This is a genomic window from Pseudomonas graminis, assembly GCF_001705435.1.
Lineage (GTDB): Bacteria > Pseudomonadota > Gammaproteobacteria > Pseudomonadales > Pseudomonadaceae > Aquipseudomonas > Aquipseudomonas graminis_B.
The window spans coordinates 206,509-224,075 of sequence record NZ_MDEN01000064.1 but is presented as its reverse complement, the minus strand read 5'-3'; the positions used below and the strand labels follow the sequence as shown (position 1 = coordinate 224,075).

General features: G+C 57.1%; 17 protein-coding genes, 1 tRNA gene and 1 pseudogene. 8 read left to right on the top strand and 11 right to left on the bottom strand.

The features are described 5' to 3' along the window. Window positions 1–43 precede the first annotated feature (43 nt). The 10 genes and pseudogenes from BBI10_RS16250 to BBI10_RS16215 all read right to left on the bottom strand — a co-directional run bounded on the left by BBI10_RS16250 (window position 44) and on the right by BBI10_RS16215 (window position 8,532). On the bottom strand, window positions 44–667 hold the full coding sequence (locus BBI10_RS16250; RefSeq protein WP_065990051.1) for a DedA family protein: 624 nt from the start codon (window positions 665–667) through the stop codon (window positions 44–46). A 254-nt stretch (window positions 668–921) separates the two neighbouring features. Beyond that, the gene (locus tag BBI10_RS16245; protein WP_065990050.1) at window positions 922–1,350 is read right to left on the bottom strand and encodes a type VI secretion system amidase immunity protein Tai4; all 429 of its coding nucleotides are present in this window, start codon (window positions 1,348–1,350) and stop codon (window positions 922–924) included. Next, on the bottom strand, window positions 1,350–1,850 hold the full coding sequence (locus BBI10_RS16240) for a type VI secretion system amidase effector protein Tae4 (protein ID WP_065990048.1): 501 nt from the start codon (window positions 1,848–1,850) through the stop codon (window positions 1,350–1,352). The genes BBI10_RS16245 and BBI10_RS16240 overlap by 1 nt, the downstream gene beginning before the upstream one ends. Window positions 1,851–1,905: 55 nt before the next feature. Beyond that, window positions 1,906–2,394 carry an Hcp family type VI secretion system effector gene (locus BBI10_RS26670; RefSeq protein WP_083233142.1) on the bottom strand — a complete coding sequence of 163 codons (489 nt, stop codon included), beginning with the start codon at window positions 2,392–2,394 and terminating at the stop codon, window positions 1,906–1,908. A gap of 286 nt (window positions 2,395–2,680) precedes the next feature. Beyond that, window positions 2,681–2,962 (bottom strand): annotated as a pseudogene (locus BBI10_RS28025) (chorismate mutase); the annotation flags it as partial. 110 nt (window positions 2,963–3,072) lie between these two features. Next, a complete protein-coding gene (locus BBI10_RS16235; protein ID WP_208600756.1) occupies window positions 3,073–3,768 on the bottom strand; it encodes a hypothetical protein in 696 nt (231 codons plus the stop codon). Between the two features lie 406 nt (window positions 3,769–4,174). After that, window positions 4,175–5,011: a hypothetical protein gene (locus tag BBI10_RS16230; RefSeq protein ID WP_065990047.1), complete on the bottom strand. Its 837-nt coding sequence runs from the start codon at window positions 5,009–5,011 to the stop codon at window positions 4,175–4,177. Window position 5,012: 1 nt separating this feature from the next. After that, the gene (locus BBI10_RS16225; protein WP_065990046.1) at window positions 5,013–6,620 is read right to left on the bottom strand and encodes a hypothetical protein; all 1,608 of its coding nucleotides are present in this window, start codon (window positions 6,618–6,620) and stop codon (window positions 5,013–5,015) included. A 39-nt stretch (window positions 6,621–6,659) separates the two neighbouring features. Further along, entirely contained in the window at window positions 6,660–8,108 is a 1,449-nt protein-coding gene (locus BBI10_RS16220; RefSeq protein ID WP_065990041.1) for an OmpA family protein, read from the bottom strand. Between the two features lie 339 nt (window positions 8,109–8,447). After that, window positions 8,448–8,532: transfer RNA gene (locus BBI10_RS16215), tRNA-Leu, on the bottom strand. Window positions 8,533–8,640: 108 nt separating this feature from the next. On the opposite strand from BBI10_RS16215, the gene queA reads away from it, so the two are divergent. From queA to BBI10_RS16185, 6 genes are all read left to right on the top strand, one after another. Beyond that, the gene (gene queA / locus BBI10_RS16210; RefSeq protein WP_065990039.1) at window positions 8,641–9,720 is read left to right on the top strand and encodes a tRNA preQ1(34) S-adenosylmethionine ribosyltransferase-isomerase QueA; all 1,080 of its coding nucleotides are present in this window, start codon (window positions 8,641–8,643) and stop codon (window positions 9,718–9,720) included. 14 nt (window positions 9,721–9,734) lie between these two features. Then, a complete protein-coding gene (tgt, locus tag BBI10_RS16205) occupies window positions 9,735–10,850 on the top strand; it encodes a tRNA guanosine(34) transglycosylase Tgt (RefSeq protein WP_167355804.1) in 1,116 nt (371 codons plus the stop codon). Window positions 10,851–10,903: 53 nt separating this feature from the next. Next, the gene (yajC, locus tag BBI10_RS16200; protein ID WP_037012510.1) at window positions 10,904–11,242 is read left to right on the top strand and encodes a preprotein translocase subunit YajC; all 339 of its coding nucleotides are present in this window, start codon (window positions 10,904–10,906) and stop codon (window positions 11,240–11,242) included. Window positions 11,243–11,304: 62 nt separating this feature from the next. Continuing rightward, a complete protein-coding gene (secD, locus tag BBI10_RS16195; protein WP_065990037.1) occupies window positions 11,305–13,173 on the top strand; it encodes a protein translocase subunit SecD in 1,869 nt (622 codons plus the stop codon). A 9-nt stretch (window positions 13,174–13,182) separates the two neighbouring features. After that, window positions 13,183–14,094, top strand: a complete 912-nt coding sequence (gene secF / locus BBI10_RS16190; RefSeq protein WP_065990036.1) for a protein translocase subunit SecF — start codon at window positions 13,183–13,185, stop codon at window positions 14,092–14,094. A gap of 118 nt (window positions 14,095–14,212) precedes the next feature. Then, on the top strand, window positions 14,213–14,758 hold the full coding sequence (locus BBI10_RS16185) for a glycine zipper 2TM domain-containing protein (RefSeq protein ID WP_065990034.1): 546 nt from the start codon (window positions 14,213–14,215) through the stop codon (window positions 14,756–14,758). A 118-nt stretch (window positions 14,759–14,876) separates the two neighbouring features. Here BBI10_RS16185 and suhB read toward each other — a convergent pair whose 3' ends face one another. Continuing rightward, entirely contained in the window at window positions 14,877–15,692 is an 816-nt protein-coding gene (gene suhB, locus BBI10_RS16180) for a type III secretion system regulator SuhB (RefSeq protein ID WP_065990032.1), read from the bottom strand. Between the two features lie 235 nt (window positions 15,693–15,927). On the opposite strand from suhB, the gene trmJ reads away from it, so the two are divergent. Continuing rightward, the gene (trmJ, locus tag BBI10_RS16175) at window positions 15,928–16,701 is read left to right on the top strand and encodes a tRNA (cytosine(32)/uridine(32)-2'-O)-methyltransferase TrmJ (RefSeq protein WP_065990030.1); all 774 of its coding nucleotides are present in this window, start codon (window positions 15,928–15,930) and stop codon (window positions 16,699–16,701) included. After that, the gene (gene cysE / locus BBI10_RS16170; RefSeq protein ID WP_065990028.1) at window positions 16,701–17,483 is read left to right on the top strand and encodes a serine O-acetyltransferase; all 783 of its coding nucleotides are present in this window, start codon (window positions 16,701–16,703) and stop codon (window positions 17,481–17,483) included. Before trmJ ends, cysE begins: the two co-directional genes overlap by 1 nt. Window positions 17,484–17,567 lie beyond the last annotated feature (84 nt).

Sequence of the window (17,567 nt, the reverse complement as noted above, 5' to 3'; positions counted from 1 at the left end):
GCCTGTCTGCCGTTATAGAGGCGGTCGCCGCAGATGGGAAGCGTTATCCAGCGGAGGAGGGCGGGACGTCTTTCGCTTGCTTGGCTGCTTGCCGCGCAGGCCGGGTTTTCGCGCGACGATGCCGATACAGCGCTACGGCCGCGCCCACCACGACCACGCCCAAGAAGATCGGCATTTTATAAGGTTTCAGGTTGCCGAGCATGTTCTCCAGGAAGCCGCCCGCCCAGTAACCCGCAGCCAGGAACAGACTCGCCCAGACCGCCGCGCCAATCAGGTTGATGATCGCGAAGCGGATGGGCGACAAGCGACTCGCGCCGATCACTAGAGGCCCGATCAGGCGCATGCCGTAGAGAAAACGGACCGAGAAAATGGACGCCGTGGGGTAGCGCTTGATCAGGTCCGACACGCGATCGATGGTCGCCTGCTGACGGTGCAAGCGAGGCAGCAGGCGTGGCCCGAAGTAGCGCCCGGTCCAGAACAGTATCTGATCGCCGAGCATCCCGCCCAATGTGGCGTAGATGAGCACTTGCTGCCATTGCAGGACATGCTGGTGTGCCGCCAGCCCGCCGAGGATCAGGATGGTTTCCCCCTCCAGCAGGCAGCCGATGAACACGGCCCAGTACCCGTAGTTTGAAAGCAGATAGTTGAAGTCGATGTGTTCGAACATGGAAGGCCGGTGGTTTTCGGTGAATGAGTGCCTGCTAAAACGTCCAGCAGCGTGCACGCCTCGGGGGGTATTGCACGGCGTTCGACCGAAGCGGGTCGTCATCGGTTCGCTTGCTTTGAGTCGAATCTTCCGGCGCCGCGTCTCGAAATCTGGATCCTGGCTCTTCGATTGTTCTGGGACCCAAATCGCGCCCAAAAAAAACCGGCTCAAAGATAGCCGGTTTTTTGTGCTTCAAGCCATGATCAATCCAAGAATTAAGGGTTATCTTGCTTGTAGGTGTGATTGGGATTGATCACTATTTTCTTTGCGAGGGAGTCTAGTTCTTTACTGTGATACAGATCCAGGCATTTCAAAAAGTCGAACCTGACACCTTTAACCTCAGCCTCAACTAATGGGTTTTTATAACTCCTGCCCAGATAACTGTTTACCAAGGCTTTGACTTCATCTGGACTTTTTTCCAAGTCGTAATACGTCCAGTCGCGCAACGCGCTCGCACTACTGCCGGCATCTTTCGCTGCGTTCTCGTCACCTTTGTATGCGTTCGCCACACACGTTGCGAGCACCATATCCTTGTAGTTTCGTCCGTAGCTTTGCTCGATGCTTTGTGGAGACGAGGAACGATCAGTTGCGGAGGCCAGAGGCGCTGTGAGTATAAAAGCTAAAAAAACCAGGAAATGTCTCATCAGCTCAAGCTCCAGAAGTTCGCCTGATCTGTATGGTAATTAACACCTGGCTCATTAAAGTAACAGTGATCGTAGCAGGTATTGCCATCAAACAAAGTCGCATGACCTTGCGCATCATCCCAGCCGGACACCTCAAAAAGTATAACGCCCTTTTTTCCGGCCAGTGCGCCGCCGCCAGAGGGAGGGTATTTAACTACATCCGGCTTACCCCACTTAGCCTCTAAGAAAGTGATCAGGTTCTTCACCCGAAAAAAATATTGCCGCTGATCTCCGCCCGATACAGTCTGCCCTGGGATTTTTGGAATAATAAAGCCTGCATGATTTAAAATGTAGCTCATGCGCACAGCGCAGGTGTTGGTCCATTTTTGGGAAGGTTCTGAATTGTTGATATTTTTTTCAACATATCCCCCTACCAATGTCGCAACCCGTTGTCCCGAGTTGATCGGATCGTAAATTTGTTGCGATGCAGCCCAAGCCGCTGCAAAAAAAGGCCTAGCCATTATTCATCCTTAATAATATAAGCTACTGATGGAATATCTATTTAAAATGCTGGTGTCAAGAATAGATCTTGTTGTTGATGCGATCCCATCCGCCTGAGACATTGCCCGCTCCACTACCATCGACGCGGCTTTGCTGTGTATAAGTGGTTTTTATCCTGCCGTAGTTCAGGCTAATAGTTTCACTCGGAACACCGTCATTAGCATTTTGCGAGTAATTAGAAATAATTACCTCTTCCAATGTAATTTCAAAGTATTTGAGCTTGTCACCTCCTGCTCGATGCAACATCAGAACAACTTGACTCAAGTGTTTTCCCGAGCATACGGCTTCGATTATTTTGCAACTAGCCTTGTCTAAGGATTTTGTAAATGTAAAATCGCTTAGTGAAGTCCGCCCTGAAGATGCGCCTCCAGAAGAACTGGCAGTAGCTGAAGTGCTTTGGTGCATCCCAAAACCATATCCAGTTATCTCTATGCAGTCTTTGTACTTGTCGTCTAGTGCTTCACCTGGAATACCTTCAATTTTTACATATGCGTCAAATGCCATTGCAGAATTCCCTTTGCCAGTAATAACGTTTAGTCAGAGCGCTTTAATGTTGATAAGTTGCTTTAGCTAAAAACCAACTTTCACATTAAACAATGTATCATCTTGCCTAACGTACCGGCAAGAAGTGAGAAAATCGTTGATGTGAGTAGCTCCTTACGCAACAAGGCCAGTGCGCCGAACCACCGGAAGTATTGATGTTAACGGGATCTTGCTTCGGCCGACGTCGCGGAATTTTTGATGGGGCGGGTATTGCGGCTGGGGTGGTTAGATCGCAATACCGCATTTTCAATGCAGCATGAGCCGACAACTCTTCTTCGATGAACGCTGCAATCATCGCTCGGTTTACCTTCTCCACCACCTCTGCTGAGGCTCCGCACTCCTCAGCGACCGCGCGCACTTTCGCAATTACGTCCTCAACCCGCGAGGGCGCGTTGACCTCTGCAGTCGTCTTTTTAAACGCTGCGGCTTGGTTAACCAGATTCCCACGACGGGCGAGCAATGACACAAGGTCGCGGTCAATGTGGTCGATGTGCCGCCGGACTTCTTCAAGCGGTGTGCAGGTCACCATAGTCAATTCTCGTCTTTGATCCGGTATTTTACGAAGGCGATATATTTGGCGAAGCCGAAGTTCAGGATTTTCTTTTTAGGAGATCCCGACAGGTGGCCCACCATGATGAATCATGCACCTGCGAGATCGTTAAGGCCACTGAGCTTAAATGCCGAAAGCATCTCATCTTCCAGATCCTTATCTCGAATCAGGATACTTGGCTCACTGAGATAGTCGCCGCAGTTGAGCCAGGCTGAACCCTCCTTTCTGTTGACGTTGTTGATCTGTCCCCAGAACAGCCGCACCGAGCCCAGCTCAATATCTGAAAGTTGATATTGGGAGAACAGCAAGCGGCGAATGCTTCCTTCAAGGACTACCCGCCCATTGTCGGCGGTTATCCTGATGTTGGTTTCATCTTCGGGATAGTCAGGATTACCCATCAGCTTCGACAGGATTTGTCTCAGCGACTTATTGACTGGATAGTCGGCCGCGTTTGCGTATTGCTTTTGGATGCTGCCCCAAGGTGATCCCACGGGGGGTGTCGCGGGTGGGGCCGGTGTCAGAATGGTTTGGGGTTTTCGCTTGTCGAGATCCACAACGATGTGCGCAGTGTCTTCACCATCGACAATGCCTGGCTCTTCGCCATCGACGACGAGCACCACCGTTTTGATTTGGCAGCCTTCTTTGTGATGCGCTGCGAAACATGCAGCTCTCTCGCGCAGCCCACCAGTGATCCGCTGACAAACCAAGCGCCTGCCTCGCACTCGACACATCTGATATTGCCCGCGTATTTTTCTACATCCTGCTGGAACTCGGCCAGCGAGCATGGGCTCAGGTCCACGCGGTAAATGACTGATTGCATCTCTTATCCTTAAGCGCAGCCGAGGGTTGAAAACTGGCTCAGTGCCGTCCTTGTTCGATCATACTCACTATGCGGGGTGATGCTAGTAGAGAGGGTTCTGAGTCGTTTGTCGGATGTTGCCTACAGAGAAAACGGCTAAGTGCGGAAGCGGTTACGGGTAGCACTGAAAAGAGGTGGTATGAACTCCACCAGATATGCGGCATGGCACATGGCGCCTTCCCGGCTAAAGCCAGTCCTACGAAGGCGCGCGTTGTGTCAGTGGGACCGGCTTCAGTCGGGAAGCGACCGGTGTTGACGCCGCCAGATTTGCGGCGTCGTATCTGGCGGTTTTCCGGCCAAATCCCGTCTTGGTAGACGCGAAAGTCTGCGCCCTACTGCAAATCAACTGTCAGCGACGGCGCCCCGAAGCTCACCAGTCGAGCATTGGACTGGCTCAAATATCCGCTCCAGAAGGTCTCCAGCTTCTGCACCGTATTGCCCGATCGATAGCCATTCTTGGCGGTCCCAGGTACCAGACCTGCGCCCAGTACATAGACTTTGGCGCCGCCCAGGTCTGCAAACAGTTTCTTCTGCTCGACCTTTTTCAACTCTGCAGCCGGGTCAATGGCGCGGATTTGGTTGCTGGCGTAAAAACTGCCGAAGTCGCTGTTTTCCAGCATGTCGGAGACCAGCAACACCACCTTCTCCTGTGCAGGCCGCTGTGCGATGTCTTCGCCTATCTGCTTGAGGCTAAAAAAGATCTCGCTCTTTGCGATGTCCTCGCCCGGCTTCGCGAAACTTTCTACCAGTTTTTGGCCCAATGTTTTGCGAAAGAAATCGACCTGTTTGGCCAGGCAGTTGTCCAGCTGACGCAGGCTGTTCATGCCGATGTCGTCGCGTTTCTTATCATCCAGCTTGTCTTCAAGTTGCCCGGTATACATAAGCTTCATGTAATTACCCGGCAAGTAAGCGGAAAACTGGTACAGCCGGACGCTGTCGCCCGGTTTGACGTACCGCAGCGCGTGACTGTAAGTCGACTCCTTCAGGTCCTTTGGCAACTGAACCGTCTGGTCGACGATGATAATCAGCTCGCGCCCGGAGGAGGCGGGTCGGTATTCGGACAGTTTTGCGAAGTCATAGCAACTGGGCAGGTCATTACGCTCAGCCGCGTGCAGTAACGGCGTGCCCAGTAACAGGAGAGTGCTTGCCAGCAAGGCGCGCCGTTTCATATCACTGCTCCTGACGTGTTTGAGTGGCTTTTGCAGCCATGCGTTGCAGCTTCTGGACTTTCTTCAACTGTTCGACAGTGACTTCGTACTTGCCGGCAAGAAATGCCAGTTCGTCATCGTCGAAGTCATTCAGGTCGTCGAAGTTGTCCGGGTCGAGTGCGACTGTAGGCTTGAGCGCAGTCGGGGTCGCTTCTGGAGCGGCAGCAGGCGTAGCAATTGCCAACTCGGCCGCCGCCGGTTGAGTGACAGCCGATTTTGCCCTCGCACGCTCGTGAGCCTGGTCTGCACTCCGTTGCTCCCGGCTGAGACGGTCTTGCTCCAGGCGGCTGTCATCGCTCTTGCGGAAACCTTCGTGGCGCTTGGTGACATATGTATCGAAGTTACGGTGACCAAATCCTTTGAGCAAATGCTCTCGCTCATGGCCTGAGGTGGTAATGCGGTTGGCCAGTCGACTTTGTAAGGCTGTCAGTTTGGCCTGCGCATCACGGGCGACATGTTCGCGAAGATTCTGATAGTGAGCAGCAAACTCTTCGGCGTTATTGAACCCACGCGTGTATTGCCACGCTTGCCCCGATTGTTTCCCCGCGAAGGAGAATCGATTGGACAGCACGATGCCCACGCCCTGAATGCCCAGGAATATGACCGAAAGAATAATGTAAGTCGTCAGCGACGCAGCGCGGATGGCCTCCATTTTGTCGTGCGCCGAGGTCTGATCGGCAGTCTGGTTTTCCTGCGCGCTTTCAGCCGGCAACTCGAATGGCGAATCCGGCAGTTTGGTGTTGCCCGACTGAGTCTGGCTGAAGGCATCCGGGTTGCTGACCAAATCAACTTCCATCGATTTGAGGCTGTAGTTACGGATGACAAAGGCACCAATCGCAATCGCCAGCACATAAATCAGGCAGACCGTGGTCCACGTGTATTTAGGCGTGACCCGTGCGTTGTGGTCAGTGCGGTTAAGCACTTTAAGGTAATTGGGTTCGTCGTCGTCGCGGTAGGTATTGTCGATATCGACTTTGGTGTCCGCCTCCAGATCCCTCGGCGTGCGCGACTGTTCATACCAAGTGCGAATCTTGGTAATCAGGCTGCTGTGGTGCATCTCACGGCCTGCCATCTCGGTGAAGAATACCGCGGCGACAGAGAGCAGAAAGGCAGTGAACCATGCCAGCATGCCAGCGACATTGGCGGATATGTTCTGCACCATGAACGGCGCAAGGACGTAGGCAAAACCAACGGCTTCGAAGAAGATCAGGCCGATGATCAGCATCCACATGAAGAAGCCTTTCTCCCGTCGACCGGTCTCGTGAACCTTGTTCAGGTAATCACGGCACTTGTCATAATAGTCCGGGCTTTTGTTGAAACCTCGGTAGTACGAGTAATAGTCGGCACACAGGCGTGATTCGCTGTCCATCCAACCATCTGCTTCAGTGATAGGCGGCTTTCTGCTCAAGCTGCTGATTCGACCCACGAGCGGCAGGGCGTACGCCACGTTCATATAGAAGTAGCTGACTTTCGACCACCAGATCCTGATGGCGACCAGAAGCACCAGCGTGCTCAGGATCAAACCCACTGCCACGCGGTGCATTACAAGAAAAGCGGTCAGGGCGTCCATTGAAAACTGTTCCATGTTGTTCCTCGAGCGTTACGGACTTCAGGTGCGAATAGGGACGAATTTAGCGACGTAGCTCTCGCCGGTTTTGTCATAGAACAACTTGCCGTCCACTGCCTTGCCGCCGTTCTTGTCCAGAACAATGTCCATGCAGTTCACCGGCGCCTGAGCGTCGTCGATGAACACGCGATAGAGCACGGTGTCCTGGCCTTCGAAAGTGTTGGCAACAGCAGCGAGGGTGGTCGCTTTGCCTTTCTTGTTCTGTTCGTAGCCTTTAACCAGTTGGATACGAGGCTGCTTGGCAATCTCTGCGTTGTTGCGCAGCACGGCGATTGGCGTGATGGTCACCAGATTGCCGTTGACGTTGTTGGCCCAGACTCTACCGTTGTAACCCGGCAGGTAATCGGTGGTCTCGTGCTCGGCCAGTTCTTGTCCGCTCGCAAGATTTTTCACCGCGCCGGCAACCCGTGGGCGATCGGCTTCACAGCTCGCGACCGGCACGCTTGCGTTGGCTTTGCTGATCAGCGTGAAGCCCGTGGACTCCATGGGTTTGACCAGGCGGGCCAGTTGATTGACATCCGAGCTGGCGGGGCTTCCGCCGAAATCGATGAAGTTTGGGGCCAGCGCGGCAACCGGCTGCTCGGTAGATTTTTTCGGCGCCTCAGCTTGAGGTGCAGACGCAGCGACTTTGGCTTTCGGCGTGGACTGGTTGCGCGTCCCATGGGCCAGATAGCGCGGGTTGCTGCGCTCCTGTTTGACGCGTTGTTCGAGCAGCGCCGTGGACTCCAGTTGGACGATTTCGACACGGCGATTCTGGGCGCGCCCTTCGGTGGTGGTGTTATCGGCCAAGGGACGGGCTGCGCCTACACCCTGGAAGTACAGACTCTGAGCGGAAATACCGGCCTCCGCCAGGACTTTGCCGACACTGCGCGCACGACGCTCGGACAGTTGCTGATTGAAGTCTGCGGAGCCGGTCGCGTCGGTATGCCCCACCACCAAAACCGCTTGCGGCTGAGCGTTGGACTGGCCTTGCGCCGGCTTGAACGCGTTGGCGAGCTTGCGCACCTGACGCAGGCCATCGGCTGTCAGTTGGTCGCTGCCCGTGGGAAACATGCCCTGATCTTCGACCTGGGCAACAATGCCCGCGTCCGCCATCACGGCAGGTTTGCCATTCTGCGCGGGGGCCTGTGCCTGCAGCGTGTCGATCTGCATTTTCAGGTGTTCTTCCTGCGCGATGCGCTGCAGTTCCTGCTGACGGTTCTGCCAGACATGGCCCACTGCGCAACCCGCTGCACCGCCGACCACACCGCCTGCGACGGCTTTGCCAGCATTACCCGTGGCGGCGTAGATCAAACCCGCGCCGAGCAATGCCCCACCTGCGCACCCTATCGCCGTGCCGTAATCACGGCCGGCCTGATCGAACGTGGCGCAACTGCTCAGCGTCACTGCCAGTGCCAGCACCGTCAGCTTGCCGGGATGAAAAGACTTCAATGCGTACGCTCCTTGTGATACTGCGAAAGGCGCACGGACGTGATGACCGGGCGCAATCGCCTGTCTTCGTCCGTGATGAAAAGCCTTCAATGGATCCGATTTCTCAGGCGGTGGATTTCACCACAGCGGGGCAGGGGATTCAATGTCAAAGGGCCATTCCCGTTTGGTTTTGGGAATTTTTGCTGAGGGGATCAGCTTAGGCTGGCGATGTGCTGAGGACGGGGGTGATTGATGCTGATGCTTAACCGTTTAGTAAATGCCGCCCACAAAAAAACCGGCTCAAATCTGGCCGGTTTTTCTGTGCTTCAAGTCACGTAACCACTTGAAGGTGCTGCTGTTTGGTGCCCCGAGGGAGAATCGAACTCCCACTTCTTTCGAAAACGGATTTTGAATCCGCCGCGTCTACCAATTCCGCCATCAGGGCTCAATGGCGGCGAAGTATAGAGACGAGCCTACCGTTGGTCAATCATGTTTCATGGTCAATTTTCACTTATTCCGCTAAACTTCCCGGCCCTGCTAGACGAACCCCATCATGCGTGTCGCTGACTTTACCTTCGAGCTCCCGGATTCATTGATCGCTCGCCATCCTTTGGCGGAGCGACGCAGCAGCCGTTTGCTGACCCTCGACGGGCCAAGCGGCGCGCTGGCACACCGCCAATTCACTGATTTGCTGGAGCATTTGCGCCCTGGCGATCTGATGGTCTTCAATAATACCCGGGTGATTCCGGCGCGGCTGTTCGGGCAAAAAGCCTCGGGCGGCAAGCTGGAAATCCTCGTTGAGCGCGTTCTCGATCAGCACCGTGTGCTGGCCCATGTGCGCTCCAGCAAGTCGCCCAAGCCGGGTTCGACGATTCTCATCGATGGCGGTGGCGAGGCCGAAATGGTCGCTCGCCACGATGCGTTGTTCGAGCTGCGCTTCGCCGAGCCGGTGCTGCCTCTGCTCGAGCGCGTCGGGCACATGCCGTTGCCTCCTTATATAGACCGCCCGGACGACGATGCCGATCGCGAGCGCTATCAGACCGTGTACGCCCAGCGCGCCGGTGCTGTCGCGGCGCCGACGGCAGGTCTGCATTTCGATCAGACCATGATGGCCGCGATTGCCGAGAAGGGCGTCGAGACCGCATTCGTGACGCTGCACGTCGGCGCCGGGACATTCCAGCCGGTGCGCGTTGAGCGCATTGAAGATCACCACATGCACAACGAGTGGCTTGAAGTCACTCAGGACGTGGTCGACGCCGTGGCCGCTTGCCGCGCACGCGGTGGTCGGGTGATCGCCGTGGGCACGACCAGCGTGCGTTCGCTGGAAAGTGCCGCGCGCGATGGCGTGCTCAAGCCCTTCAGCGGCGACACCGATATCTTTATTTACCCGGGCCGACCGTTCCATGTGGTCGATGCACTGGTCACCAATTTCCATTTGCCGGAATCGACGCTGTTGATGCTGGTCTCGGCATTCGCCGGTTATCCCGAAACCATGGCGGCCTACGCGGCTGCGGTGGAGCACGGTTACCGCTTCTTCAGTTACGGGGATGCCATGTTCATCACCCGCAATCCCGCGCCGACCGCTCCCGGGGAATCAACCCCGACGGACTCGGCCCCAGAGGATCACGCATGAGTCGCACCTGTCGTATGTCTTTCGAGCTGCTGGCCACCGATGGCAAAGCGCGTCGCGGTCGCCTGACCTTTCCTCGCGGCGTTGTCGAAACGCCTGCGTTCATGCCGGTCGGCACCTACGGCACGGTCAAGGGGATGCTGCCTCGAGACATCGAGGCCACCGGCGCTCAGATGATCCTCGGCAACACTTTCCACCTGTGGCTGCGTCCGGGTACTGAAGTCATCAAGGGCCACGGCGACCTTCACGATTTCATGCAGTGGAAAGGACCGATTCTGACCGACTCCGGCGGTTTTCAGGTGTTCAGCCTGGGCGCGATGCGTAAGATCAAGGAGGAGGGCGTGACCTTCGCCTCTCCGGTTGACGGCGCAAAAGTGTTCATGGGGCCTGAAGAATCGATGCAGGTTCAGCGCGACCTCGGTTCCGACGTCGTGATGATCTTTGACGAATGCACGCCGTATCCTGCGGACGAAGAAGTTGCGCGCACCTCCATGGAGCTGTCGCTGCGCTGGGCCAAGCGGTCCAAGATCGCCCACGGCGAAAACACCGCGGCGCTGTTCGGCATCGTTCAGGGCGGCATGCACGAGAACCTGCGCATGCGCTCCCTCGAAGGCTTGAGTGAGCTCGACTTTGACGGCCTGGCGATTGGCGGCCTGTCGGTCGGCGAGCCCAAGGACGAGATGATCAAGGTCCTGGACTACCTGCCGGGCCGCATGCCGGCTGACAAACCTCGTTACCTTATGGGTGTAGGCAAGCCCGAGGACCTGGTTGAAGGTGTCCGCCGCGGCGTCGACATGTTCGACTGCGTGATGCCTACGCGCAATGCGCGCAACGGTCATCTGTTCATCGACACCGGTGTTCTGAAAATCCGTAATGCGTTTCATCGTTACGATGAGTCGCCGCTGGATCCGACCTGCGATTGCTACACCTGCAAAAACTTCTCCCGCGCCTATCTGCACCACCTGGACAAGTGCGGCGAAATGCTGGGTAGCATGCTCAATACGATCCATAATTTGCGCCATTACCAGCTGCTTATGGCTGGTTTGCGCGAGGCTATTCAACAAGGTACATTGGCCGCCTTTGTCGACACGTTCTATGCCAAACGCGGGCTTGTGACGCCGTTACTGGACTGAGCGACATCCGGTCTTTCGCTTCCTATTATTAAAATATGCAACTGGAGTGTTAAATGAGCTTTTTCATCTCTTCCGCTTTCGCGGATGCGGCTGCCCCTGCTGCTGCAGGCCCTATGGGCGGCGGTTTCGAGTGGATTTTCCTGGTCGGCTTTCTGGTCATCTTCTATCTGATGATCTGGCGTCCACAGGCCAAGCGCGCCAAAGAGCAAAAGAACTTGCTGGGCAACTTGCAGAAGGGTGATGAAGTCGTCACTACCGGCGGTATCGCAGGCAAGATCAACAAAGTGACTGATGACTTCGTTGTTATCGAAGTGTCCGACACCGTAGAGCTGAAAATCCAGAAGGGCGCAATCGCTGCCACCCTGCCCAAGGGCACTCTGAAAGCCATCTGATTCCAGTCTTTTACCAATCGACGGGGCGCGCAAGGCGCCCCGCGTTATAAGCAGGCGGCGTGATGTTGAACAAATACCCTCTGTGGAAATACATCCTGATCCTGGCAGTGCTGGTGATCGGTTTTATTTATTCCGCACCCAATCTCTACCCTGATGACCCGGCTATCCAAGTCACGGGCGCAAGCACTGCGCTGCAGGTCAATCAGGCTGATCTGGATCGCGTAAGCAAGGCGCTTACCGATGCTGGTATCGCGGTCAAGGGCGCTTCTCTGGCCGAGAATGGCAAGGGCGGTTTGTTGCGTCTGACCAAACAGGAAGACCAGCTGCCAGCCAAAGATGTCGCACGCAAGGCGCTGGGCGACGATTACGTTGTCGCGCTCAACCTGGCTCAGACCACGCCAAAATGGCTGCGCAGCATTGGCGCTACGCCGATGAAGCTGGGTCTCGACCTGTCCGGCGGCGTGCACTTCCTGCTTGAAGTCGACATGGACAAAGCGCTCAGTGCGCGTCTGAATGTCTACGAAGGCGAAGTGAAGAGCCTGCTGCGCAAGGAAAAAGTGCGTTATCGCAGCCTGCCGCAGGACAACGGCGCCATCCAGCTGGGCTTCAGCGATGCTGATACCCGCGAACAGGCCCGTGCGCTGATCCGCAAGGACTACACCGATTTCGATATCACCACGAGCGATCGCGGCGAGATGCCGATCCTGCGTCTGGCCATGACGCCAGCCAAGATCGCTGAAATCCGCGAATACTCGATCAAGCAAAACCTGACCACCGTGCGTAACCGGGTCAACGAGCTGGGCGTCGCCGAGCCGCTGGTTCAGCGTCAGGGCGCCAACCGCATCGTGGTCGAGCTGCCAGGTGTTCAGGACACCGCCGAAGCCAAGCGTATCCTCGGCAAGACGGCCAACCTTGAGTTCCGTCTGGGCGCAGGCCCCGACGACAGCAAAGCCACCACCGAGATGTTCGAATTCCGCGAAGGCGGTCGTCCTGCGGCGCCGGTCGAGCGTGGTCTGATCATCACCGGTGACCAGGTAACCGACGCCAAGGCTGGCTTTGACGAGCACGGCCGTCCTCAGGTGAACATCAAGCTGGACGGCCATGGTGGCGATCTGATGAGCCGCGCAACCCGCGCGAACGTCGGTCGCAGCATGGCGGTGATCTTCATCGAGCAGAAGCCGACCACCACCTACACCAAGCAAATGGTCAACGGCGTCGAAAAAGACGTGCCGGTCCAGACGTTCAAGGAAGAGAAGAAGATCATCAGCCTGGCGACCATTCAGTCGCCGCTGGGTGCTCAATTCCGCATCACCGGCCTGAACGGCGCAGGTGAGTCGTCCGAGCTGGCGCTGCTGCTGCGTGCCGGTGGTCTGGCTGCACCCATGTACTTCGCTGAAGAGCGCACCATCGGCCCGAGCCTGGGTGCCGACAACATCACCAAGGGTATCGATGCATCCCTCTGGGGCATGCTGTTCGTCTCGCTGTTCATCCTCGCCATCTACCGTTTCTTCGGTCTGATCGCGACCGTGGCACTGGCCTTCAACATGGTCATGCTGCTGGCGCTGATGTCGCTGCTAGGTGCAACGCTGACCCTGCCAGGCATCGCCGGTATCGTCTTGACGATGGGTATGGCGGTCGATGCCAACGTGCTGATCTTCTCGCGGATTCGTGAAGAGATCGCCAATGGCATGACGGTTCAGCGTGCAATCAACGAGGGCTTCGACCGCGCGTATACCGCGATCCTCGACGCCAACCTGACGACGCTGCTGGTCGGCGGCATTCTCTTCGCGATGGGCACCGGCCCGGTGAAGGGTTTTGCGGTCACCATGTCCCTCGGGATCTTTACCTCGATGTTCACAGCCATCATGGTGACCCGCGCAATGGTCAACCTGATCTTTGGCGGTCGTGACTTCAAGAAGTTGTGGATTTAAGGGGCTGCCATGAAACGTACGATCAACTTCATGGGCGTTCGCAACATTGCGTTCGCCATTACCATGCTCCTTACCGTTCTGGCGTTGTTCAGCTGGTTCTATAAAGGGCTGAACTTCGGTCTGGATTTCACCGGCGGTACGCTGATCGAGCTAACCTACGAGCGCCCTGCCGATCTGCACAAAGTGCGCGAAGAGCTGGTTACGTCGGGTTATACCGAAGCGGTCGTGCAAAGCTTCGGTGCGACCACCGATCTGCTCGTTCGTATGCCGGGTGAAGACCCGCAGCTGGGCACTCAGGTTGCTGAAGCGCTGCGCAAGACAGGCGTCGATAACCCGGTGACCGTCAAGCGCGTCGAGTTCGTCGGTCCGCAGGTGGGTGAAGAGCTGCGCGACCAGGGTGGCCTCGGCATGCTGTTGGCACTGGGGGGCGTTCTCGTCTACTTGGCCTTCCGTTTCCAGTGGAAGTTCGCGGTGGGGGCGATCATCTCGCTGATCCACGACGTGGTGGTGACGATGGGCATTCTGTCGTTCTTCCAGGTGACCTTCGACCTGACCGTTCTGGCCGCTGTATTGGCGATCATTGGTTACTCGCTCAACGACACCATTGTGGTATTCGACCGGGTTCGCGAGAACTTCCGTCTGCTGCGCAAGGCTTCGCTGATCGAGAATATCAACATCTCCACCACGCAGACCTTGCTGCGGACCATGGCCACCTCGATCTCCACATTGCTGGCGATCGTCGCGCTGTGGATCTTTGGCGGCGATAGCCTGCACGGGTTCTCGGTGGCACTGTTCATCGGTGTTCTGGCAGGTACGTACTCGTCGATCTACATCGCCAACGTGGTGCTGATCTGGCTGAACCTGCGCAGCGAAGACTTGCTGCCACCGGTCACGGTCGACAAGGTGGATGACCGTCCGTAACCAGTAATGGTAACCGGCCATCACCTGAAAAGGCGCGAGTGTGAACTCGCGCCTTTTTTTGTGCTCCAAGGCTGGGAGTAGCGCGAGCAATCGCGCTGAATATCGTCAGGAGGTTCACGTGAACAAGTCGTTGCTTATTGGTGCAGTATTGGGTGCCGTCGGTGTTACCGCCGGTGGTGCTTTGGCCACCTATAGCCTCGTAAAACAAAGCGGCCCAGAGTACGCAGACGTACTTGCCGTCGAGCCTGTTAAAGAACAAATCAAAACCCCGCGGCAAGTCTGCAAAGACGTTGCAGTCACTCACCGAGCGCCGGTGAAGGACGAGCATCAGATCGTGGGGAGTGTCATCGGTGCCGTAGCCGGTGGCCTGCTCGGCAACCAGGTGGGTGGCGGTAATGGCAAGAAGATTGCCACGGTCGCCGGTGCGGTCGGCGGGGGTTACGCCGGTAACAAGGTTCAGGAAGGCATGCAGAACCGCGACACTTACACCACCACCGAGTCGCGCTGCAATACCGTCAATGACATCAGCGATAAAGTCGTCGGCTACAACGTGAAGTACAAGCTCAACGACAAAGTCGGGCAGGTGCGTATGGATCGCGATCCGGGCAGTCAGATCCCCGTCAACAAGGAAGGTCAGCTGGAGTTGAGCCAAGCGGGCCAGTGATAGCACTAACCGTTCCTCAAAAAAGCACCTTCGGGTGCTTTTTTGTTGCCGGTGTCATGAGACTCAAGGGTACAAAAAAACCGGCACATGGCCGGTTCTCTTGTACAGCGTGCTAGGCTTAACGCTTCAGCGAAGTCGGCACAAATGGAGCGATCGACGTCAGCACTGCTTTGAAGCATTTGGTGTTGCCAGCAACGATGTGACCTTTTTCAAGGAAGTCGTGACCGCCGTTGAAATCGCTGACCAGTCCGCCTGCTTCCTGAATGAGCAGGGCGCCTGCGGCCATGTCCCATTCCGACAGGCCCGATTCCCAGAACGCGTCGAAACGGCCCGCAGCCACGTAAGCCAGGTCCAGGCTTGCGGCGCCGGCGCGACGGATACCGGCCGTCTGGCCCACCAGCGAACGGAACATGTTCATGTAGTTATCGAGGTTATCGAGCTGGTTTTCGCGGAACGGAAAACCGGTGCCGAGCAGTGCGCCTTCAAGGCTCTTGCGCGGGCTAACGCGCAGACGGCGGCCGTTCAGGGCAGCGCCACGACCACGGCTGGCGGTGAATTCTTCCTGACGGACCGGGTCCAGAACAACGGCGTGTTCCAGGCGACCGCGGTATTTGCACGCGATGCTGACGGCGAAGTGAGGAACGCCACGCACGAAGTTGGTGGTGCCGTCGAGTGGATCGATGATCCAGAGGTAGTCGGTACCTTCGCCGCTGCCTTCATGCAGGCCGCTTTCCTCGCCAAGGATGCCGTGGGTTGGATACGCCTTGCGCAGTGCGGTAATGATGCTCTGCTCGGCAGCGCGATCGATTTCGGTCACGTAATCTTTCGCGTCTTTTTCGTCGACCTTGATGGTATCCAGGCGCTCGATGGAGCGGAAAATCAATTCGCTGGCGCTGCGGGCGGCGCGCAGCGCGATATTCAGCATGGGCTGCATGGATGGATCACCTAGGTCGTTAAAGAGAGCCGGCCATTCTATTGGTTCTCTTGGATGATTTCCAGCGCGAGTGCAGACTTTGCCGCGCGGCCGGTCGGCTTGGCGCGACGAGGTCGGGGGTGCCCTGTCTCCTTTTAGTGGCGTATCCGGCGCGTGAGGCGCAAGGTTCGTGGCGTTGCAGCAAGTGCTTCTGTAACATTCGTCCCCCTTTTCACCTGCTAGCGAGACTTCACCAGTGCTGCAAAAAATTCGTGTCGTCCTGGTCGGTACCAGCCATCCCGGAAATATCGGTGGCGCCGCACGTGCCATGAAAAACATGGGCCTTTCACGTCTGGTGCTGGTTGATCCCGCCATGTTTCCCCACCATGAGGCCGATGCACGGGCGTCTGGCGCGGGCGATATTCTGGAAGGTGCGCAGGTCGTGGCGACGCTGGAAGATGCGCTGGTAGGCTGCAACCTGGTGTTGGGCACCAGCGCCCGGGACCGCCGCATTCCCTGGCCGCTGCTCGACCCTCGTGAAGCGGGCGTCAAAACCGTTGAGCACGCCGCGCTGGGCGAGGAGATCGCACTGGTGTTCGGTCGTGAATACGCCGGCCTCACCAATGAAGAGTTGCAGCGCTGCCATTACCACGTACACATCCCATCGGACCCGGAATTCAGCTCGTTGAATCTGGCCGCCGCTGTGCAGGTGTTGAGTTACGAAACCCGCATGGCCTGGCTCGCGGCCGACGGTCAAGCGAGTAAGGTGGAGAAGTTCGAAGTCAATTCGGTGCGAAGTACCGAGCTGGCGACCATGGATGAGATGGAAAAATTCTATGAGCATCTCCAGTCCACGCTGGTTGCCATTGGCTTCCTTGATCCCGAGAAGCCTCGTCACCTGATGGCGCGGTTACGTCGTCTGTACGGCCGCTCTGCGGTCAATCGATCCGAGATGAGCATCTTGCGCGGCATCCTCACCGAGACCCAGAAAGCGGCCACCGGTGAACCCTATAAGCGGAAGGATCAGTAATGTTCGAGCGTTTGCGGGAAGACATTCAAAGCGTGTTTCATCGTGACCCGGCGGCTCGAAATGCCTTTGAAGTGCTGACCTGCTACCCCGGCATGCACGCGATCTGGCTGCATCGGCTGTCTGGCTGGTTGTGGCGCAACGAACTGAAATGGCCGGCGCGCATGGTCTCCAACTTCGGTCGCTGGCTCACCGGGATAGAGATTCACCCGGGTGCGAAAGTCGGTCGGCGCTTTTTCATCGATCACGGCATGGGCATTGTGATCGGCGAGACCGCCGAGATTGGCGATGACGTGACGCTCTATCAGGGCGTGACCCTGGGCGGCACCAGCTGGAGCAAGGGCAAGCGCCATCCTACTTTGGAGTCCGGCGTGGTTGTCGGCGCGGGCGCCAAGGTGCTCGGACCGTTCACCGTGGGCGCCGGGGCAAAGGTCGGCTCTAATGCGGTGGTGACCAAGCCTGTGCCGGCGGGTGCAACGGTGGTGGGCATTCCGGGGCGTATCATCGTCAAGTCTGACGACGAAGCCGAAGCGAAGCGCAAGGCGATCGCCGAAAAGCTCGGCTTCGATGCGTATGGCGTTGGTGAGGACATGCCTGATCCGGTGGCACGCGCGATCGGCCAGTTGCTCGATCACCTGCAAGCGATGGACGTGCGCGTGGAGGACATGGGCAAGGCATTGAAAAGCCTGGGCGGCGAGTATCGCGAAAAAGAACTGCCCGAGCTGCGTCACGAAGTTTTCGACTGCATGAAAGAGCGTTGCGAGGTTAATGCGCCCCGGGAATAAGTCAGCGCGCGCCCTCAGGTCGAGCATGTGCCAATCCCGGCGTGTTTTGCTATGATGCCGCCGCGCTTTTGCGGGTAATCCCGA

Bases quoted from the DNA above. Each gene is read 5' to 3' on its own strand.
- BBI10_RS16250 (WP_065990051.1), bottom strand. From the start codon at position 667: ATGTTCGAACACATCGACTTCAACTATCTGCTTTCAAACTACGGGTAC.
- BBI10_RS16245 (WP_065990050.1), bottom strand. From the start codon at position 1,350: ATGAGACATTTCCTGGTTTTTTTAGCTTTTATACTCACAGCGCCTCTG.
- BBI10_RS16240 (WP_065990048.1), bottom strand. From the start codon at position 1,850: ATGGCTAGGCCTTTTTTTGCAGCGGCTTGGGCTGCATCGCAACAAATT.
- BBI10_RS26670 (WP_083233142.1), bottom strand. From the start codon at position 2,394: ATGGCATTTGACGCATATGTAAAAATTGAAGGTATTCCAGGTGAAGCA.
- BBI10_RS16235 (WP_208600756.1), bottom strand. From the start codon at position 3,768: ATGCTCGCTGGCCGAGTTCCAGCAGGATGTAGAAAAATACGCGGGCAA.
- BBI10_RS16230 (WP_065990047.1), bottom strand. From the start codon at position 5,011: ATGAAACGGCGCGCCTTGCTGGCAAGCACTCTCCTGTTACTGGGCACG.
- BBI10_RS16225 (WP_065990046.1), bottom strand. From the start codon at position 6,620: ATGGACGCCCTGACCGCTTTTCTTGTAATGCACCGCGTGGCAGTGGGT.
- queA (WP_065990039.1), top strand. From the start codon at position 8,641: ATGCGTGTCGCTGACTTTACCTTCGAGCTCCCGGATTCATTGATCGCT.
- tgt (WP_167355804.1), top strand. From the start codon at position 9,735: ATGTCTTTCGAGCTGCTGGCCACCGATGGCAAAGCGCGTCGCGGTCGC.
- yajC (WP_037012510.1), top strand. From the start codon at position 10,904: ATGAGCTTTTTCATCTCTTCCGCTTTCGCGGATGCGGCTGCCCCTGCT.
- secD (WP_065990037.1), top strand. From the start codon at position 11,305: ATGTTGAACAAATACCCTCTGTGGAAATACATCCTGATCCTGGCAGTG.
- secF (WP_065990036.1), top strand. From the start codon at position 13,183: ATGAAACGTACGATCAACTTCATGGGCGTTCGCAACATTGCGTTCGCC.
- suhB (WP_065990032.1), bottom strand. From the start codon at position 15,692: ATGCAGCCCATGCTGAATATCGCGCTGCGCGCCGCCCGCAGCGCCAGC.
- cysE (WP_065990028.1), top strand. From the start codon at position 16,701: ATGTTCGAGCGTTTGCGGGAAGACATTCAAAGCGTGTTTCATCGTGAC.